The sequence below is a fragment of the Streptomyces sp. 1222.5 genome (genome assembly GCF_900105245.1).
GTDB classification, from domain to species: Bacteria; Actinomycetota; Actinomycetes; order Streptomycetales; family Streptomycetaceae; genus Streptomyces; species Streptomyces albidocamelliae.
In genome coordinates, this window is sequence record NZ_FNSZ01000001.1 from 7,619,328 (window position 1) to 7,637,889 (window position 18,562).

15 protein-coding genes and 2 pseudogenes are annotated in these 18,562 nt (G+C 73.6%); 8 read left to right on the forward strand and 9 right to left on the reverse strand.

Features of this window, described 5'->3' with window-relative positions; all coding sequences use genetic code 11:
- Positions 1-431: 431 nt before the first annotated feature.
- The 4 genes from aspA to BLW57_RS42615 all read left to right on the forward strand — a co-directional run bounded on the left by aspA (position 432) and on the right by BLW57_RS42615 (position 5,774).
- Positions 432-1,841 (forward strand): aspartate ammonia-lyase, encoded by a 1,410-nt coding sequence (gene aspA / locus BLW57_RS34470; protein ID WP_093479620.1) that lies wholly within the window; start codon positions 432-434, stop codon positions 1,839-1,841.
- Positions 1,842-1,891: 50 nt separating this feature from the next.
- Positions 1,892-2,830: a glutaminase gene (locus BLW57_RS34475; protein WP_093479621.1), complete on the forward strand. Its 939-nt coding sequence runs from the start codon at positions 1,892-1,894 to the stop codon at positions 2,828-2,830.
- A 149-nt stretch (positions 2,831-2,979) separates the two neighbouring features.
- The gene (mptB, locus tag BLW57_RS34480) at positions 2,980-4,374 is read left to right on the forward strand and encodes a polyprenol phosphomannose-dependent alpha 1,6 mannosyltransferase MptB (protein WP_093479622.1); all 1,395 of its coding nucleotides are present in this window, start codon (positions 2,980-2,982) and stop codon (positions 4,372-4,374) included.
- Positions 4,371-5,774 carry a glycosyltransferase 87 family protein gene (locus BLW57_RS42615; protein WP_093479623.1) on the forward strand — a complete coding sequence of 468 codons (1,404 nt, stop codon included), beginning with the start codon at positions 4,371-4,373 and terminating at the stop codon, positions 5,772-5,774. Before mptB ends, BLW57_RS42615 begins: the two co-directional genes overlap by 4 nt.
- A 59-nt stretch (positions 5,775-5,833) precedes the next feature.
- Here the strand turns inward: BLW57_RS42615 and BLW57_RS42620 are convergent.
- Positions 5,834-6,667, reverse strand: a pseudogene (locus BLW57_RS42620) (D-alanyl-D-alanine carboxypeptidase family protein); the annotation flags it as partial.
- Positions 6,668-6,755: 88 nt separating this feature from the next.
- Positions 6,756-7,904, reverse strand: a complete 1,149-nt coding sequence (gene rho, locus BLW57_RS34495; RefSeq protein WP_093479624.1) for a transcription termination factor Rho — start codon at positions 7,902-7,904, stop codon at positions 6,756-6,758.
- Between the two features lie 410 nt (positions 7,905-8,314).
- Between rho and BLW57_RS34500 the strand changes: the two genes are divergently transcribed.
- Both BLW57_RS34500 and BLW57_RS34505 read left to right on the forward strand, forming a co-directional pair.
- The gene (locus tag BLW57_RS34500) at positions 8,315-9,592 is read left to right on the forward strand and encodes a cytochrome P450 family protein (RefSeq protein ID WP_176985833.1); all 1,278 of its coding nucleotides are present in this window, start codon (positions 8,315-8,317) and stop codon (positions 9,590-9,592) included.
- A gap of 133 nt (positions 9,593-9,725) precedes the next feature.
- A complete protein-coding gene (locus BLW57_RS34505) occupies positions 9,726-10,601 on the forward strand; it encodes a hypothetical protein (RefSeq protein ID WP_256339656.1) in 876 nt (291 codons plus the stop codon).
- Positions 10,602-10,635: 34 nt separating this feature from the next.
- Here BLW57_RS34505 and BLW57_RS34510 read toward each other — a convergent pair whose 3' ends face one another.
- The gene (locus tag BLW57_RS34510) at positions 10,636-11,034 is read right to left on the reverse strand and encodes a nuclear transport factor 2 family protein (RefSeq protein ID WP_093479626.1); all 399 of its coding nucleotides are present in this window, start codon (positions 11,032-11,034) and stop codon (positions 10,636-10,638) included.
- A gap of 72 nt (positions 11,035-11,106) precedes the next feature.
- Here BLW57_RS34510 and BLW57_RS34515 point away from each other — a divergent pair, with 72 nt between their 5' ends.
- A complete protein-coding gene (locus tag BLW57_RS34515) occupies positions 11,107-11,670 on the forward strand; it encodes a PadR family transcriptional regulator (protein WP_093479627.1) in 564 nt (187 codons plus the stop codon).
- Between the two features lie 4 nt (positions 11,671-11,674).
- The gene (locus BLW57_RS34520) at positions 11,675-12,418 is read left to right on the forward strand and encodes a class I SAM-dependent methyltransferase (RefSeq protein ID WP_093479628.1); all 744 of its coding nucleotides are present in this window, start codon (positions 11,675-11,677) and stop codon (positions 12,416-12,418) included.
- Here BLW57_RS34520 and BLW57_RS34525 read toward each other — a convergent pair.
- The 6 genes and pseudogenes from BLW57_RS34525 to BLW57_RS34550 all read right to left on the reverse strand — a co-directional run bounded on the left by BLW57_RS34525 (position 12,396) and on the right by BLW57_RS34550 (position 18,501).
- Entirely contained in the window at positions 12,396-13,139 is a 744-nt protein-coding gene (locus tag BLW57_RS34525) for a GntR family transcriptional regulator (RefSeq protein ID WP_093479629.1), read from the reverse strand. The genes BLW57_RS34520 and BLW57_RS34525 overlap by 23 nt on opposite strands.
- A 142-nt stretch (positions 13,140-13,281) precedes the next feature.
- The gene (locus BLW57_RS34530) at positions 13,282-14,481 is read right to left on the reverse strand and encodes a serine hydrolase domain-containing protein (protein ID WP_093479630.1); all 1,200 of its coding nucleotides are present in this window, start codon (positions 14,479-14,481) and stop codon (positions 13,282-13,284) included.
- A 184-nt stretch (positions 14,482-14,665) separates the two neighbouring features.
- Positions 14,666-15,572, reverse strand: a pseudogene (locus tag BLW57_RS34535) (acetylxylan esterase).
- Positions 15,572-16,102 carry a DUF3291 domain-containing protein gene (locus BLW57_RS34540; RefSeq protein ID WP_093479631.1) on the reverse strand — a complete coding sequence of 177 codons (531 nt, stop codon included), beginning with the start codon at positions 16,100-16,102 and terminating at the stop codon, positions 15,572-15,574. Before BLW57_RS34540 ends, BLW57_RS34535 begins: the two are co-directional and overlap by 1 nt.
- A gap of 361 nt (positions 16,103-16,463) precedes the next feature.
- A complete protein-coding gene (locus BLW57_RS34545) occupies positions 16,464-17,048 on the reverse strand; it encodes an Rv1733c family protein (RefSeq protein ID WP_176985985.1) in 585 nt (194 codons plus the stop codon).
- A 733-nt stretch (positions 17,049-17,781) separates the two neighbouring features.
- On the reverse strand, positions 17,782-18,501 hold the full coding sequence (locus BLW57_RS34550; RefSeq protein WP_093481041.1) for a ferredoxin reductase: 720 nt from the start codon (positions 18,499-18,501) through the stop codon (positions 17,782-17,784).
- Positions 18,502-18,562 lie beyond the last annotated feature (61 nt).

Sequence of the window (18,562 nt, forward strand, 5' to 3'; positions counted from 1 at the left end):
CCCGATCGCCGACCGCCATCGCCCAACGTCGAACCCGATTGCCGACCGCCATCGCCCAACGTCCAGCGCCGACCCTCGATGGCCATCGCCCCAGCCGACAGCTGCCGCCGACCGTCGACGGCCGGCCGGACTGCCGGTTGCCGGTGCCGACGGCTGAACGCCCGAGGCCCAGCCCCGCCCCCGCCCCTCGACCGCCACCGCCCCGGCCGACTGCCGCCGCCGACCCGGGATGGCCGGCCGACTGCCGACGGCTGACCGCCGACCGCCCCCCTGAGCCCACTGCCCGACAGGAACACCGACCGCCTGCCCCCAACCGCCGACCGCGCCGCCCGTCATCACCAGCCGGTGGACATGCCGGCCGCGCAGTTCCCCGCGCCCTCCGAGAGGGCGCCGCCTTCACCTCCGTACCTCAGAAAGAGGCCCGTACCCTCATGCTCGCGCCCACCCGTTCCGAACACGATCTGCTCGGCGACCGCGAGGTGCCCGCCGACGCGTACTGGGGTATCCACACCCTGCGCGCGACGGAGAACTTCCCCATCACCGGCACCCCGATCTCCGCGTACCCGCACCTGATCGACGCCCTGGCCGCCGTAAAGGAGGCCGCCGCCCTCGCGAACGAGGAACTCGGCCTGCTCGCGCCGCCAAAGGCCGCCGCGATCGTCGCCGCCTGCCGTGGGATCCGCGCCGGCGGCCTGCACGACCAGTTCGTCGTGGACGTCATCCAGGGCGGTGCCGGCACCTCCACCAACATGAACGCCAACGAGGTCGTTGCGAACCGCGGGCTGGAGCTGCTCGGCCACGCCAAGGGCGAGTACACCCACCTGCACCCCAACGAGGACGTCAACCTCGGCCAGTCCACCAACGACGTCTACCCGACCGCCGTGAAGATCGCGACGGTGTTCGCGGTACGCGGCCTGCTCAAGGCGATGGCCGTCCTCCAGGACGCCTTCGCCCGTAAGGCCGTCGAGTTCCGTGACGTGCTCAAGATGGGCCGCACGCAGTTGCAGGACGCCGTGCCGATGACGCTCGGCCAGGAGTTCTCCGCCTTCGCCGTCATGATCGAGGAGGACCGCAGCCGGCTCGCGGAGGCCGTCGAGCTGATCCAGGAGATCAACCTCGGTGCCACGGCCATCGGCACCGGCCTCAACGCCCCGCAGGGATACGCCGAGGCCGCCCGCAGGCACCTGTCCGTCCTCACCGGCCTGCCCCTGGTCACCGCCGCCAACCTGGTGGAGGCCACCCAGGACTGCGGTGCGTTCGTGCAGATGTCCGGCGTGCTCAAGCGGATCGCCGTCAAGCTCTCCAAGAGCTGCAACGACCTGCGCCTGCTGTCCTCCGGGCCGCGCGCCGGGCTCGGCGAGATCAACCTGCCGGCGGTGCAGGCCGGTTCGTCGATCATGCCGGGCAAGGTCAACCCCGTGATCCCCGAGGTGGTCAACCAGGTCGCCTTCGAGGTCATCGGCAACGACGTCGCCATCACCATGGCCGCCGAGGCCGGACAGCTCCAGCTGAACGCCTTCGAGCCGGTCATCCTGCACTCGCTGTCCGAGTCGATCACCCATCTGCGGAACGCCTGCCTCACCCTGGCCGAGCGCTGCGTGTCCGGTATCACCGCCAACACCGAGCGGCTGCGCGCGACCGTCGAGAACTCCATCGGCCTGGTCACCGCCCTGAACCCGCACATCGGCTACACGGCGGCCACCGACATCGCCAAGGAGGCCCTCGTCACCGGCCGGGGCGTGGCCGAACTGGTCCTGGAGAAGGGTCTGTTGCCGGCCGAGAGGCTCGCCGACCTGCTCCGCCCGGAGGTCGTCGCGGGCAGCGGGGCCCGGCTCGCCTGACCAGCGGCGAGGCCCGCACGACTACGCTCGGGGACCGGCCCGGAGGCACAATGGTGATCATGACAACGACGTCGTCCCTCACCTTCCTGCCGGTCCTGGAGCGCATCGCCGAGGAGATGAGCCGCACCCCCGGGCGCGGCCGTCCCGCCGACTACATCCCGGCGCTCGCGGCCCGCGACCCGCGCAGCTTCGGCATGGCCGTCGCGGAGCTGGACGGCACGGTGTACGGGGTGGGGGAGTGGCGGCAGCCGTTCTCCACGCAGTCCGTCACCAAGGTCTTCACGCTCGCCCTGGACCTGGCCCGGGAGGGCGACGAACTCTGGGAGCACGTGGGCCGCGAGCCCTCCGGCAACCCCTTCAACTCCCTGGTGCAGCTGGAGTACGAGAACGGCATCCCGCGGAATCCTTTCATCAACGCGGGCGCCCTCGTCGTCACCGACCGCCTCCAGACCCGCACCGGTGACGCCGCAGGCGAGCTGCTGGCCTTCCTGCGCGCCGAGAGCGGCAACCCCGCCCTCGACTTCGACAAGGAGGTCGCCGCCTCCGAGACCGCGCACGGCGCCCGCAACGCCGCCCTCGCCCATTTCATGGCGTCCTACGGCAACATCGACAACGACGTGCCGGTCCTGCTCGACCAGTACTTCCGGCAGTGCTCCATCGCCGCCTCCTGCGCCGACCTGGCCCTGGCCACCGGCTTCCTGGCCCGGCACGGCATCCGCGCCGACGGCTCCCGGCTGCTCACCCGCAGCGAGGCCAAGCAGGTCAACGCGGTGATGCTGACCTGCGGCACGTACGACGCGGCCGGCGACTTCGCCTACCGGGTGGGCCTGCCCGGCAAGAGCGGTGTCGGCGGCGGCATCATCGCGGTCGTACCGGGGCGCTGCACCCTGTGTGTGTGGAGCCCGGGGCTGGACGAGCGCGGCAACTCGGTGGCCGGCGTGGCGGCCCTGGACCGCTTCACCACCCTCACCGGGCTGTCGGTGTTCTGACCGCCCGGGCGGTCAGAACAGACCGCCGCCCGACGGCCGGGCCACCGGCCTGGTGGTCCGCACGCGCCGGTCACGTCCGGGCCGCTCGCCGGTGGAGGGGGCGTCGCCTTCCGGCCATCCGGCGTCGACACGCTGAACCAGTGTTGGCCATGGCCTTTCCCGTCGATCTCCGCCGCTGCCAGGTGCTGGGGCTGGCCGGCACCGCCTCTCTCGCGCTGGGCGGTGAGACGGCCGGTGCCCTGCCCGTCCAGGACCTCCTGGCGCCGGCCTCGGTGCGGGCCGCGCTCGGCCTGGTCGGCGTGTACTTCGGCGTCGTCCTGCTGATCGCGGCCTGGGTCCTGCTCGGCCGCCTCGTCCGCGGACCCCGGCCGCCCACCCCGCGCGCCCTGCTCCTGGTGCTCGCCGTCTGGACCGCGCCGCTGCTGCTCGCCCCGCCGCTGTTCAGCCGGGACGTCTACAGCTACCTCGCGCAGGGCGCCATGGTCGACGCCCACATGGACGTCTACGCGCACGGGCCCGCCCAGCTCGGCGGCCCGCTCGCCGACGAGGTCGCCCCGATGTGGCGGCACACCGGAGCCCCCTACGGCCCGGCCTTCCTGGCCCTGGCGTCCGCCCTGTCCGGGCTGACCCGGGGCGAGCTGCCCGCCGGCCTGCTCGGCATGCGCCTGATGGCCCTGCTCGGCGTCGCCCTCATGGCGGTGGCGCTGCCCCGCCTCGCCCGGCACAGCGGCGCCGACCCGGCCGCCGCCCTGTGGCTCGGCGCCCTCAACCCGCTCGTCCTGCTGCACCTGGTCGCGGGTGCCCACAACGACGCGCTCATGCTCGGCCTGCTCGGGCTCGGCCTGGTCGCGGCACGCGGCCGCGGACCCGCCGTCGGCGCCGTACTCGTCACGCTCGCCGCCCTCGTCAAGGCACCGGCGGCGCTCGGCCTCCTCGCCGTCGTGGCCCTCCAGGTGCGCTCCGGCCGCCGCCCGCTGCCCGCCGTCCTGACCGCGGCGGCGGCCGCCGCCGCGACCACGGTCGCCGCCACCGCCGTGGCCGGCACCGGCTACGGCTGGATCGGCGCCCTGGACACCCCGGTCTCACCGCGGAACTGGGCCCTGACCAGCCTCCTCGGACGGGCCACCGGCGCCCTGCTCGACCACCTCGGCAGCGGCCTGGCACCGCTCGCCGTCCCGGCCTGGCACCTGCTCGGCCTCGCGGCCACCGCCGCCGCCGTCCTGCTGATATGGCTGCGGCTGCGCCCGAGACCGGTGTACGCGCTCGGCCTCAGCCTGCTGGCCGTCGCGGTGTTCGGTCCGGCGATCCGTCCCTGGTACGTGCTGTGGGGCCTCTTCCTCATCGCCGCCGGCGCGCCCAGTTCCTCCGTACGGCACCGGGTGGCCGCCCTGGCGGTCGTGCTCGCGCTCGCCGTGCTGCCCAGCGGCGGGCCCGCCGACCTCGGCCAGCTGGTGCTCGCGGTCTCCGGCGGGGTGCTCGGGGTGGTCGTCCTGTGGCAGGCGCACCAGGCGGCGCAGGCCCCGGCACCGGGACGCACGGCATGACCGGGCCGGCGGGGCGCCTGGCGCGGCTCGCCCCGCGTACCGACCGGGGCCGCCTCCTGCTCGTGTCGTGCCTGGTGGCCGCGGTGACGGTGTTCACGGCCACCGTGCCGCTGCTGCGCGACTTCTTCGACCTGCGCGTCTACTACGGGACCGTGCACACGTGGGCGCGCCACGGCGGCCGGATCTACGACTACCGGGTCCCCGGCACCGCGTACGGCTTCACATACCCGCCGTTCGCCGCCGTCGCCATGCTGCCGCTCGCCATGGTCGGCCGGAACACCGCGATCGTCGCCTCGCTGCTGGTGAACCTGGCCGCGCTGGCGGCGGTGCTGCGCGTCCTGGCAGGCCCCGAGTGGCGACGGTACGGCTGGTACCGCTGGTCGCTGGTGCTGTGCCTGCTCGCACTGTTCGAACCGCTGCGGGACACCTTCAGCTTCGGTCAGGTGAACCTCGTCCTCCTCGCCCTGGTGCTCGGCGACGCCCAACTGCTGGCCACCGGCCGGGGCCGCTGGGCGGGGGCGGGCATCGGGCTGGCCGCCGCCGTGAAGCTCACGCCCGCGCTCTTCATCGGCCTGCTGCTGCTCGCCGGGCGCCGGCGGGCCGCGGCGACCGCGACGGCCGTGGCCGCCGCGGCGACGGCGCTGGCCGCCTGGGCCGACCCGGGGGCGTCGCGCCACTACTGGACCCAGGCGCTGTGGGACACCGGGCGGGTGGGCCGGCTCGACTACGTGTCGAACCAGTCCCTGCAGGGCGTGCTGGCCCGCCTCGGCGAGCCCGGCCGCCCGCTGTGGGCGACGGCGGTCCTGCTGACCCTGTGCGTCTGGGCGTGGCGCAGCCGCCGCGCGGTCGCGGCTGGCGACTGGACGGCGGCCTTCGCACTCACCGGCGCGGCGGCCTGCCTCGTCAGCCCGATCACCTGGGTGCACCACCTGGTGTGGCTGCTCCCGTCCTTCGCCGTGCTGTGGCGCGCCGGGCCTCGGCGGGTCTCGGGCGCCCTGTTCGCGGTCCTGTGCACCAGCGTGGTGTGGCTGTGGTTCGACGACGCGTCCGGACCGGTCGGCTTCCTCGGCAGCAACGCCTACACGTGGATCGCGCTGGCCCTGCTGCTCCGCCTGCCCACGGGTCAGCTCCGCTCGGCCCGGTTGCCCTTGGACCGCAACGCCAGCGCCACGGCCACGGCGCCGAGCCCCGAGAGCCCTCCGACGACGGCGGTGCCGGACCAGCCCTCCTCCTCGTCGGTCGATCCGGAGGTGGCCGCTGCCACGGGGACGGCCGCCGGCCGGGACCTGGCGCGCAGTCCGTCCAGCGAGCCGACCGGGTCGACCCGCCCGGCCGCCTCGAATCCCCAGTCCAGCAGCTGCCGCGCCTCCTCGTACACCGCGAGTCCGCCGCCCTCCTGAGGGTTCATCACGGTCACCACCAGGGTGCGCCCGCCGCGGCGGGCGGCGGCCACGAGCGTGTTGCCCGCGTTGCTGGTGTAGCCGTTCTTGATGCCGAGGAGACCGGGGTACGGTGCCACGCCGTCCTCGCCGGTCAGCAGCCGGTTGGTGTTCTCGATCGCGTACGGCGACCCGTCACCGGGGAAGTCGGCCTGCGCGGTGCCGCAGTACCGGGCGAAGTCGGCGTTGTGCAGCCCGGCGCGACCGAAGACGGCCAGGTCGTACGCGGAGGAGACCTGTCCGGGGGCGTCGTAGCCGTCGGGGGAGACGACGTGGGTGTCCATGGCGCCGAGCGAGCGGGCCTTCTGCTGCATGCGGTCGGTGGTGGCCCGCCAGCCGCCGTTCAGCGAGGCCAGTACGTGCACGGCGTCGTTGCCGGAGCTGAGGAAGACCCCGTGCCACAGGTCGGCGACCCGGTAGGTGTGCCCCTCCTCGACGCCGACGAGGCTGCTGCCCTCGCCGACGTCGGCCAGCTCCTGGTAGCGCACGGTGTGCTGGAGGCCGCTGGGCAGCGCGGGCAGCACGGTGAGGGCGAACAGGGTCTTCATGGTGCTCGCGGGCGGCAGTTGGCGGTGTGCGTGGTTCGCCGCCAGCACCTCTCCGCTGTCGGCGTCCGCGACCAGCCAGGAGAGCGCCGAGACCTCCGGCACCTCGGGCGCGCCGCGGTGCGGCCGGACCTGCGTGTCGGAGCCGTAGAGCAGGGAGGGCCCGGGCATCGCCGTCCGGGGCTGCGGCGGCGCGGGTTCCCCGGCGCGGGGCCCGGCGGCGGCGGTGGCCGGCGACAGCGCCAGCACTCCGGCCACGCAGAGGGCACAGGTCGAGACAACCGCCCGATGAGAAAGTCCGGTGATCATATGATTCAACGTACGAACGGGAGCGCCGCCCAACGCGCTGCCAGGGCCGTTCGGCCCACGGGAGCAACCCGGACGATGCACCGGGCCGTCAGCCGGCGGGCAGCGTGGGCAGGATCCGCCGCAGGAACGTGGCGTTGTCCGGAGTGCTCCGCAGCCGCTCCAGGAGGGTGTCCAGGGGGGCCGGTCCGCCCTCGCGCGGGCGCAGGGCTCGGCGCAGTCCGTGTGCGGCGGCCAACTCGGCGGGTTCGAGGAGGAGTTCCTCGCGGCGGGTGCCGGTGGTGTCGATGTCCACGGCGGGGAAGACACGGCGGCCGGCGAGCTCCCGGTCCAGACGCAGTTCCATGTTGCCCGTGCTCTTCAGCTCCTCGAAGAAGTAGCCGTCGGCGCGGGATCCGGTGTCCACCAGCGCGGTGGCGAGGATGGTGAGGGACCCGCCCTCCTCGGCCTGGCGCGCAGCGCCGAAGAACCGCTTGGGGCCGAGCAGCGCGCCGGCGTCGACGCCACCGCTCAGGGTGCGCCCTCCGGCGGCGGAGGCGTTGTTGTGCGCCCGGCACAGCCGGGTCAGCGAGTCCAGCAGGACGACGACGTCCTCGCCGGCCTCCACCAGGCGTTTGGCCCGCTCGACGACGAGTTCGGCGAGGGCGATGTGCTCCTTGGCCGGCCGGTCGAAGGTGGAGGCGTAGACCTCGCCGCGTACCGACCGGCGCATCTCGGTGACCTCCTCGGGGCGCTCGTCCAGCAGCAGGACCATCAGCCGGCACTCCGGGTGGTTGCCCGCCACGGCGGCGGCGAGCTGCTGGAGCAGTACGGTCTTGCCGCTCTTGGGCGGGGCCACGACAAGGCCGCGCTGGCCCTTGCCGACCGGCGCGAAGAGGTCGGTGACCCGTCCTGCGAGGCCGGACGCGGGGTGTTCGAGGCGGAGCCGCCGGTGCGGGTGGAGCGGGGTGAGGTCGCGGAAGTGCCGACGGGAGCGGAGGTCGGCGGGGACGCGCCCGTCGACGCGGGCGATGTCGGTCAGGGCGCGCCGGGCGTCGTGGACGCCCTCGACCAGGTCGCCCTTGCGCAGTCCGTACCGGCGGATGAGTGCCACGGGGACCTGCGGGTCGGCGGGGGAGGGCAGGAGGCTCGCGCCCCGCAGGTGCCCCTTCCCTTGTGCGTCGACGTCCAGGGCGCCGGTGACGAGTCGGGCGGCCGGGGGCTGCGGGGCCGCGGGAGGGTGTTCGAGTGTGGTGGTCATGCGGTGTCCTTTCACGGACGGAAGGGAGGAGCAGAAGGGGGGGAGGCCGCGATCGGGAGGCGTGCACACCTGTCTCCGGCGGCGGGAACGGCACCTGGGGCACGGCGGCGAGAGCCCGCCGACGAGATGGTGCGAAAAAGCTGACGCGCCGAGAGCCGGAGATCCGGGACAACGGCGGAACGATCAGCGTGAAGAGAGGAACCTGCACCGGCGTCCATGGAGGGACGTTCACGAGTGCTTCCGGCACAGTACCACTGGACGGGTCGCTATGTCCGTGACTCTCCCAACAAGGCGCCGCACCGGGGTATTCCCGCGGTCGGGAGAGGCAGGCCGGGCGTACGACACCGCCGGCGCGGTCCCGGCGGCCTGCCGGTACCGCCCCGGCGACCCTACGATCGACCTGTCTTGTCATGGGAACGTCAGGAGATTCCGTGGAGCACCCGCCGGCCCGTACCCCGCACCGCCTCGACCCCTCCGGTGGCTGCCCGCACGCCGTCAACGCGCGCCTGCTGTCCGGGGGTGCCGTCGCCCCGGTCGAGCTGCCCGGCGGGATCGAGGGGATGGCCGTCCTCGGGCACGAGGCGCTGAAGGAGTTCCTGCAGCACCCCGAAGTCGCCAAGAGCGCAGCGCACTTCACGGCGCTGCGCGAGGGCCGGGTGGCGGAGGGCTGGCCGCTGCTGACCTTCGCGACGGTCCAGGGCATGACCACTGCGGACGGCGACGACCACCGGCGTCTGCGGTCGCTCGTCGGCCGCGCCTTCACCCCGCGCCGCGTCGAAGAACTTCGGCCCCGCGTCGCGGAGTTGACCGCTCAGCTCCTCGACGGGCTGGAGCGGGCCGCCGCGGCGGGCGGTGGCACCGCCGATCTGCGGCGGCACTTCGCACTGCCCCTGCCGATGGACGTCATCAGCGAACTGCTCGGCGTGGACGTCGAGTTCCGGGCGCGGCTGCACCAGCTGAGCAGCAAGGTCGTGGCCACCGACACCGAGCCCGCCGACGCCATCGCCGCCAACCGCGAACTCGTCGCCGTCCTCGGGGAGATCGCCGCGGCCAAGGCGGCCCGTCCGGCGGACGACCTCACCAGCGCGCTGATCGCCGCCCGGGACGAGGGCGGGGACCGGCTCAGCCACCAGGAGCTCATCGGCACCCTCGTGCTGATGATCATCGCCGGCCACGAGACGACCCTCAACCTCATCACCAACGCCGTCCGCGCGCTGTGCGCCCACCCGGCCCAGCTCGGCCTGGTACGGGCCGGCACGGCGAGCTGGGCCGACGTGGTGGAGGAGACCCTGCGCTGGGACGCGCCGGTCAGCTACTTCCCGTTCCGCTACCCGGTGCGGGACCTGACCGTCGACGGGACGGTCATCCCGGCCGGCACACCCGTGCTCGCCGGCTACTCCGCGGCCGGCCGCGACCCGGCGGCGCACGGCCCGGACGCCGACCGCTTCGACCTCACCCGCCCGGTGCGGCCCGACGCCGCACGCCATCTCTCACTCGGGCACGGCGCCCACTTCTGCCTGGGCGCGCCGCTGGCCCGGCTGGAGGCGACGGTCGCGCTGGAGCGGCTCTTCACCCGCTTCCCGGCACTCGAACTCGCCGTACCCGAGGCCGAACTGGCCCCCCACGCCGGTTTCGTCGGCAACAGCGTGCGCAGCCTGCCGGTCCGCCTCGCGCCCGCCGGAGCCTGAGCCGCGCACCGGCCACGCGCACCCCGGCCCGGTTCATGACCGCTGTGTCACGGAACGGCACCGGATGACCCCGGTCGTCGACGATCGCCGATCCCGGGGGACTTGACCGGCAACCGTCCACTATGTTCAGGACATGTCCACGCCACCGCAGTCCCCGCAGCCGGCCGACCAGACGCCGCAGCAGCCCGCTCCGCAGCCGGCCGTCCCGTCGCAGCCGACTGCCTACCCGTACCCCGGCCCGCAGTCCGCTCCGCCGGGGAACTTCTACGCGCAGCCCACGCTGGTCGGCCACCCCGGTCAGCCGCAGCCGCCGGCCAACCCGTACACCCAGGCGCCCCCGTACGGTCCCGCACCCGCCCCGCCGCCCGCGACCGGTGGTGGCGGGGCCGGAAGAGCCGTCCTGTGGGCGGCCGTCGGCGCGGTCGTCGCCTCCGCCGCGTGGGCCGGCGGGGTCTTCCTGCTCGGCGGCACCGGCGGCAGCGCGGACCTGCGCGGCTACTCGGCGCCCGCGAACATGTGCTCCAGCGCCGACTACTCCTCCTTCAAGGACGAGTACACCCAGGACGACTCCGCACCGACCCGTACCTCGCTCAAGGACCAGGCGCTGGACGAGAGTTACTGCAGCGTCAATCTGAAGAAGACCGGCTCCAGCTACGCCGACGCGTACCTGTACATGCAGCTGGACCTGCACAAGAAGACCGACCCGGGGCCCGAGTTCACCGCGACCTGGAAGAACTACGGGGACAGCCACAAGGACTACGACGTCGACCCGGTCGAGGGCATCGGCGACGAGGCCTACCTGGTCAGCCAGGACACCAGCAGCGGCTCCTCCAGCAGCGGCTCCCGGTACGCCACGCTCGCCGTCCGCGACGGCTGGGTGACGTACACGATGAGCTACAGCGCCTACCTGAGCTCCTACAGCCAGGACAAGACCCCGCCCGCCCTGACCGACGTCACCGACTGGCTGAAGACGGACGCCAGGGCGACCCTGAAGCAGCTCAGGGACTGACGCCCGCGTCTCCTCCGGTCGGCCGGCGCCGCGCTCAGGCCGACCGGGCCTCCGCCTCCTTCGCGATCTGCTCGAAGCGCGCGCCCATGGCCTCGGCCAGGGCGTGCGCGCCCGACAGCGGCCGAACCATGACCATGAAGTCGTCGATCAGGCCGTCCTCGTTCACGTGCAGGAAGTCGCAGCCGGTCAGCCGGCGGTCGCCCACCCGGGCGGTGAAGACCAGCGCATGGTCGTGGCCCGCCGGGTCGCCGATCTCCCGCTCGTACCGGAAGTCCTCGAAGACCTGGGCGACCGCGCGCAGGATCGCCGCGGTGATCGCCTTGCCCGGGTACGGCTTGAAGACGACCGGGCTGGTGAAGACGACGTCCTCGGCCAGCAGCGCCTCGGCGGCGTCCATGTCCCCGGCCTCGACCGCCTCGCGGAACGCGCGCATCGGATCACCTCGCATACTCAACTTTTTGAATAGGTGCGGATGACATTAATCAATGGCTGCTAGCCTGTCCACATGTCGCTCAGGTACGCCGTCCTGGCCGCCCTGCTGGAGGGCGAGGCCTCGGGCTACGAGCTGTCCAAATCGTTCGACGTCTCGCTCGCCAACTTCTGGCCCGCCACTCCCCAGCAGCTCTACCGGGAGCTGGAGCGGCTCGCGCAGGACGGGCTCGTCGAGGCGCGCACCGTGCAGCAGGAACGCCGTCCCAACAAGCGGATGTTCACGCTCACCGGGACCGGCCGGTCGGAGCTGGCCGCGTTCGCCGCGGATCCGCCGAAGCGGCCCACGGCCGTCCGCGATGAACTCCTCATCAAGATCCAGGCGATGGACGGCGGCGACCCCGACGTCACCCGGGCGCTGATCGAGGAGCGCATGGGCTGGGTGCGCGGCAAACTCGACCGCTACCGGCGGGTACGCGACCGCCTCCTCGAGGGGCGCACCGAGGACGAGTACCTGCGCACCTCCGACCGCGTCGGCCCGTATCTCACCCTCATGGCCGGGATCGGCTTCGAGGAGGAGAACCTGCGCTGGTGCGAGCGTGCCCTGGCGGTCCTCCGGCAGCGCGTGACCCTGGGCTGACGGCATGTACGGTCCCGACGGTCCCACCTTGCGCGAACTCGCCGTACAGGCGCTGTCCTCCGTCGAGCACGGGTACGACCTGCTGGCCCCGAAGTTCGACCACACCCCGTTCCGGACGTCCGACTCGATCCTGGAGTCCGTGGCAAGGGCGCTCGCCCCGGCGGGACCCTTCGAGGACGGACTCGACCTGTGCTGCGGCACGGGCGCCGGCACGGAGGTGCTCACCGGGCTCTGCCGGAACAGTGTCACCGGGGTCGACTTCAGCGCCGGGATGCTCGACGTCGCCCGGCGCCGGGTCCGGCCGGGCGCCGGGCCCGCGATCGCGTGGGTGCGCGGTGACGCCCGGGCCCTGCCCTTCACGGCCGCCTTCGATCTCGTCGTCTCCTTCGGGGCGTTCGGCCACTTCCTGCCCCGTGAACTGCCGACTCTCTTCCGTCAGGTCCACGCGGCCCTGCGCCCCGGCGGCCGCTTCGCCTTCCCCGTCCTCGCCCCGCCACGCCCCACGCACCCCGCCTACTGGACGCTGCTCGGCTTCGACGCGGTGATGCGGGTGCGCAACGCGCTGTGGCGGCCGCCGTTCGTCATGTACTACAGGGCCTTCCGCCTCGGGGTGGTGCTGGAGGAGCTGGGCCGCGCCGGGTTCGCGGTCGAGCTGTCCGCGCTTCCCGGGTACGGGCGGCGCGACGACGGCAGCCCGCGGGCCCGCCTGGTGGTGGCACGCCGGCTCAGCCCGCCGCCGGCAGCGTGAACTCGTAGACCAGGGCGTCCCGTTCGGCGTTCACCACCAGATCGGTGATCTCCAGTGGGCGGGCGTACTGGTCGTGCACCCGCCGCGTGACCCGGACCGAGGCCGTGTCCCCCACCTGCGAGATGGCGTCCCGGTGGTGCAGGGTCAGACCGGCCCTGCGCATCCAGTCGTAGGCCCGCCGCAGCTGCGCCGGGGTCGCGCCGTCCGCCCGGTCCCGGTAGCGGGCCAGCTCCGCCACCTCGGCCAACGCCACCGCCGAGAACGACGTCACCGCCGCCCGCAGCGAGCGACCGTCCGGCGCGACCGACCGGTAGCGGTGCACCAGGGTCGGCCGGTGCGGGGCCAGACCCAGTACCTCGGCGTGCCCCGCCGGGGGCACCTCCCAGGTCACCGTGGCCCGGTCGACCGCGCACGGGTCCGCCGAGCGGGCGCCCACCGGGAAGGCGAGCGACTCGGGGGCCTCGACCGGCCCGCCGGGCAGCGTGGCGTGGCTGCCCCGCCGGTCGGTGGCGACGACGCCGCTGCGGCGCAGCATCTCCAGCGCCTGCCGGACGGTCTCCCGGCTGACGCCGAAGTGCGTCGCCAAGTGCCGTTCGGACGGCAGTCGTTCCCCGGGCGGGACGACGCCGTCACGTAGTTCGTCGAGGAGCAGTGTCGCGACCTGCGCGTAGAGGGGCCGGTCGGTGCTCTGCGGGGACTGGTTCGGGGTGGTGCGGGCCATGCCGCGCCCTCCTGTGGTGACAAGACGTAGCCGTGCGGGCTCATTGCGCGACCACAATTAGCATTGGTCTAAACCACAAGGGAAGAGCGGCCGGGTGGTTCGGCCGAAAGAGACCCGCGCCCGGCTCGCGTCGGCCCCGGTGTCACAGAGCCTGGTACAGAGCCTCGACGAGTGCCGTCTTCCGTGGGTCGTCGGCGATACGGGGGCCCATCCGGTTCATGACGTAGCCCAGCGACACCCCCGCCTCCGGGTCGGCGAGCCCGCACGAGCCCCCGAACCCGTCATGACCGAAAGCCCGCGGGTTCGGGCCGTACGACCCGTGCGCCCCGCTGAGCCACAGCCCGAGTCCGATCTCCGTCTCGCCCTCGAAGCCGGCCCCGAGCACCAGATCGCGACAGCTTCCCTGCCCCTCGCGCACCCGCTCGGCCGCCTCGGGCGACAGGATCCGCCGGCCGCCGTACGTGCCGCGCCCGGCCAGGACGCCGTACAGCGCGGCCACGGCCCGGGCGGTGCCGTGCCCGTTCGCGGCCGGGATCTCCGCCGCCCGCCACTCGGGCGAGTTCGCCTCGGCGGCACCGACCAGCGGATTGGCCAGGGCCGCCAGAGCCGCCGGCGCCAACTGCTGGAACACCGCGCTCTGTTCGCCGGCCGTCGCGGGTGAGGGGCGCACCAGCTCGGCGACGCGGCCCGCCTCCTTCGCCGGCAGCCCGAACGTGAAGTCGATCCCGAGCGGCCCGGTGACCTCCCGTTCCAGGAAGGCCCCCGGCCGCAGCCCCGAGATGCGCCGGACGACCTCGCCGACCAGGAAGCCGTACGTCAGCGCGTGGTACCCGGACCGCGTGCCCGGCTCCCACCAGGGTTCCGTGCGCGCCAGCCGGGCGGTGGTCAGCTCCCAGTCGTACAGCTCGGACAGGGAGTGCGGCTCGCGCAGCCCGGACAGTCCGGCCCGGTGCGACAGCAGATGGCGTACCAGCACCCGTTCCTTGCCCGCCGCCGCGAACTCCGGCCAGTACGAGGCCACGGGGGCGTCCAGGTCGAGCAGCCCCCGGTCCGCGAGGATGTGCGCGCACAGCGCCACCGGGCCCTTGCCGGTCGACCACACGTTCACCAGTGTGTCCCGCGCCCAGGGCCGGGTGCGGTCCGCGTCCGCCCACCCGCCCCACAGGTCCACCACCGTCTCCCCGCCGACGGTGACCGCCACCGCGGCGCCGAGTTCGCCCCGCTCGCGGAAATTCGCCTCGAAGACCTCGCGGACCGCGGCGAACCGCGGGTCGCAGTGTCCCTCGACCCGGGCCCGCGCCGTCTCCTGCGTCTCGGTCCTCTGCGGTTCGTGCACCGACATGCGGCCTCCGTCGTCGCCGTGGAGCCCCGGCCGCGACGCTGCGAACGGGGCAGAGTGAACGTACCGACTGGTCGGACTGGAGGGAAGGGGGAAAGGGCGGCGGGGACCGCCCCCGCACTGCTCCGCGCTACGCGTACGACCGCAGCCAGTGCAGCTGCGCCGCCTCCTGATAGGGGCCGCCGCCCTAGTGGTCGTTGAAGTCGTAGACCTCGATCGCCTTGTCCTCGTGCGCCCAGGCGTTGAACGCGGCGAACACGGTCGACGGCGGGCAGGTCTGGTCCTCCAGGGCGGCCGAGAACAGGGCCGGGGCCCGGCCGCGTGCGGCGAAGTGCACCCCGTCGAAATAGGACAGGGTGCGCAGCACGTCCGCCGCGCGGCCTCGGTGCGTCTTCAGGAACAGGGCGATCTCCCGGTACGGATGACGGTCGGTCAGTGTCGCCGCGCGCGGGAAGTCGCACAGGAACGGCACGTCCGGGGCGACCGCGACCAGGTCCGGGACCAGGCCGCCCACCGCGAGGGAGATACCGCCGCCCTGGCTGGCGCCGAGCGCCACGGTCCGCGTCGCGTCGGCCGGCGGATGCGAACGGGCCGCCTCGACCGCGCGGACGGCGTCCGTGAACACCCGGCGGTAGTAGTAGTTCTCGGGGGCGTCCACGCCCCGGGTCAGGAACCCCGGGTAGGCCGGCGCCGCTCCCACCGGGTCCGCGGTGCCGCCACCGCCGTCCCAGGCGCTGCCCGCGCGTGTCCATCATGAAGTGCGCCCGGCCGCTCGACGCCCACAGCAGGTTCTCGTGCGGCAGCCCACGCCCGCCGCCGTAGCCGAGGAACTCGACGACCAGCGGCAGCGGTTCCGTCGCGCCGGCCGGCAGCCGCAACCAGCCCTTGACGGGGTGGCCGCCGAAGCCGGCGAACGTGACGTCGTACACCTCGACCGTGGACAGTCCGCTCTCCACCCGCTCGAAGCGGGCGCCCAGTTCGTGCTCACGCGCCTCCTGGAGGGTTCCGTCCCAGAACGTGTCGAAGTCCTCGGGCGCGGTGGACTCACCGCGGTACGCGCGCAGTTCGTCGAGGGGGAGGTCGAACAGGGGCATCAACAACCGCCTTTCAGGTACTTGCCGTCCGGGGCGAACGAGTGGGTGAAGGTGAAGGCGTGCGGCGCGGAGCCGTGGTCGTGGAGGTGCTCCAGCCGGGAGACCCCGTCCTGCCAGGTGGGTGTCGCGCCGTCGGAGACCCACCAGCTCACGTGACTCGGGTGCCCTGTCCTCTCGAACCAGTCGTGACGTGTGTTCAGCGCCGCGCGGTGCAGACCGGTGTAGACGGCGTCGAAGGCGGGGCGCAGGCCGGTCCAGAGCGAGAGGGTCGCGGCCAGGGCGGTCGTCTCCGCCGTACGGCCCTTGCCGTACCAGGTCGGTACGACGAACTCTCCCCACGCACCCCAGTCCGCGCCGAAGAGCACGCCCCGTTCCGCGTCTGCCGCTTCAGCACGCGCGAGGTAGCCGGGGTGCTGACCGATCATCTGGTAGACGGCCTCACCCATGTCGTAGAACTCTTGCGTGAGAGGTGCGGGATCGGCGAGAGGTGCCTTCAGGACGCCGAAGGTGTACAGCGCGAGATGGGGCATGCGTCTCTTCCTGGTCGGGGGTGCCTGGTGTGGGCTTACGTCCTGGGGGCGAGGATCCGCGGGGCGTGATGGACTCATCCCGTCGCGGGGGGCTCAGCCCGAAGGAACTCCTGTGTGAGCGTGGGCGATCGCCGAGGACCAGGTGAAGGTAGCTGCCTCCGCGGGCCATGTCGAAGTTGCGTTTTCCGGGTGCAAGTGGCCTCTCGCACCGGCCATCCCGGGGGCCGGGGCGGTGATGGTCGGGGCAGGCCGCGGGGTGCAAGTGACCCACTTCGCCGGGCGGTTCGCCCGCCCCGCCGGTCCGTCCACTTCTCCGCCGTCCGGTGAGTCAGCCCGCGTCGGCCCGCCGTACGCGGACGTGTCACGTCCTCGGCTGGGTCCACCTCGGGCCCGTCCTGGCCCATTCCCGCTCCCACTCGGCCAGCCGGTGGCGGAGCGCGAACCGCCGGGCGATCGCGTGCCCGAGGAGCACCGCGCCGGCCGCGCCGCCCGCCGCGCACAGGCCGAACGTCACCGAGTGCTGCCAGACCGCCACGTCGTCGGGCGGCGGTGCGACACTGCGGCCCCTGGAGTCGAGCCACACGGGAACGACCTCACCGGTGTGCGTCCCCGCCGGGACACGGGCCCACGCCGTTCGGGGTGCCTTTCCCGGCTCCGTCCAGCGCACCTGGGCGCGATGGGGATGCCGGCCGTCGCCCTGCTTGGAGGCCAGCCGATCGGGCGGGTCGCCGATCACCGTGGCCCGCACCTGGTGACGTTCGGCCCGCTGAGCCGCGGCGAGCGACCGTGCCTGATCGTGGGCGTGCAGTCCCGCGGCGATCCCGACCAGCGGTACGACCACGGACAGCAGGACGGCGACCACCAGCACCGTCCACGCCTCCACGACGTCCGACCGGCGTCGCAGCGGATTGCGCCGCCAGCGCCAGCCACGCACCCGGGTACGCATGTCCACCTCCTCGCCGGGGCGGGAGGGTTGGAGCGAGCCGGTCCTCGGGCCCGGCGCCCCCTCCGCCCGCGCACGCGCGTCCACACCCGTCTCGTACCCCGTACGGGGCAGCTCGCGCATGCCGCGAACCGCGAGTTCGAGCCCGCGTGAAGCACGGAACGCGCCATGCGCCCCACCATCGCGCGACCGACCTCCTCGCGCGACCGGAGTACAGGGCGCAGGCACGCGGCTACGGACAGTCGCTGGCTGCTGGGGTCTCCGGGCGGGGGCGAGCGACGGCTGCCGGCCGAAGGGCCGGGGTCTCGTCCCGGCGAGAACCCGGGGTGGCCGAGGGTCTGTGAGGGCGTCGGATTCCGGCTGAGGCAGGTCCCCAGCGGGCGGGAGCGTTCGGCTCGAAAGGGGGCTCGTCTCGGCGGAGATGTGCGGTGGTCGTCCGTGCCGAGGCGGTGCCGCGCTCTCTCCCGCGTCCTGGGACGCCGGAAGAGGTGCGGGATTCCCGTCCCGCGCGGGCGGCGGCCCGTGTCGGGAGGCTATGACGGCTCTGGTCCGAGGCGTCGAGCCGGGCGACCGACGCGGTCGGGGCCTTCGGCCTGCGCCCACGTCCTGGGCCGTGCGCGAGGGCCTCCGCCGCGCCCGCCTGATCTCGCCTGAGGCGACCGGCTGATCTCAGCCGAGGCCTCCGCTGATCTCAACTCAAGCGCCGGCCGGAGGTCGGCCGAAGCGCACAACTGCCTCAGCCGAAGCGTTCGATGCGGATGCGTTCCGCCGGCTGGCCCGCCTCGACCAGGAGGCGGGAGGCGTGTTCGGCGAAGCCGTTGGAGCCGCACACGTAGGCCTCCCAGCCGTCGGTCGGCCGCTCGGTCAGGAGCGATGCGACGTGTGCGGCCGTCATACGCCCCACCGGAACCCCCGCCGGGGCGCTGCGGGTGTACACCGGCGTCGTCTCCGTACCCAGTTCCCGCGCGTAGATCAGTGCTTCGGGGGTCCGCGCGGACACCAGCATCCGCAGCGGCACGGTGAGGCCGCGCCTGCGGTGGTGGCGGACCATCGACATCAGCGGCACGATCCCGGAGCCGGCCCCGAGCAGCAGCGCGGGTCGGTCGCCGGGCCAGGCGAAGAAGCCGCTCAACGGGCCGCGCACCTCGATCGTGTCGCCGGGCCGGGCCACCGTGTGGAACCACCCGGAGACCTCCCCGTCCGGCACCCGGTCCAGGGTCAGCTCGATGTGCCCGGAGTCGTCGGGCGCCGACGCGATCGAGTAGTGGCGCTGCGCCACATAGCCGTCCGGGGCGGTAAGCCGCAGCATCAGGTGCTGGCCGGGCAGATGGCCCGCCCACCGCGGCACCGCGAGCCGGAAGGTCGAAGCGTGGGGGGTCTCGCGCCGGATCTCCGTCAGGGTGGCGGTCTGCCACGTCGCGGCCACCTGACCGCTCACCTCGATGCGCCCGGGCACGGCGAACCGCGGCACGCCGGCGCCGGCCGGGGCGGGGGAGTTCGCGCTGCTCGTCACCGTC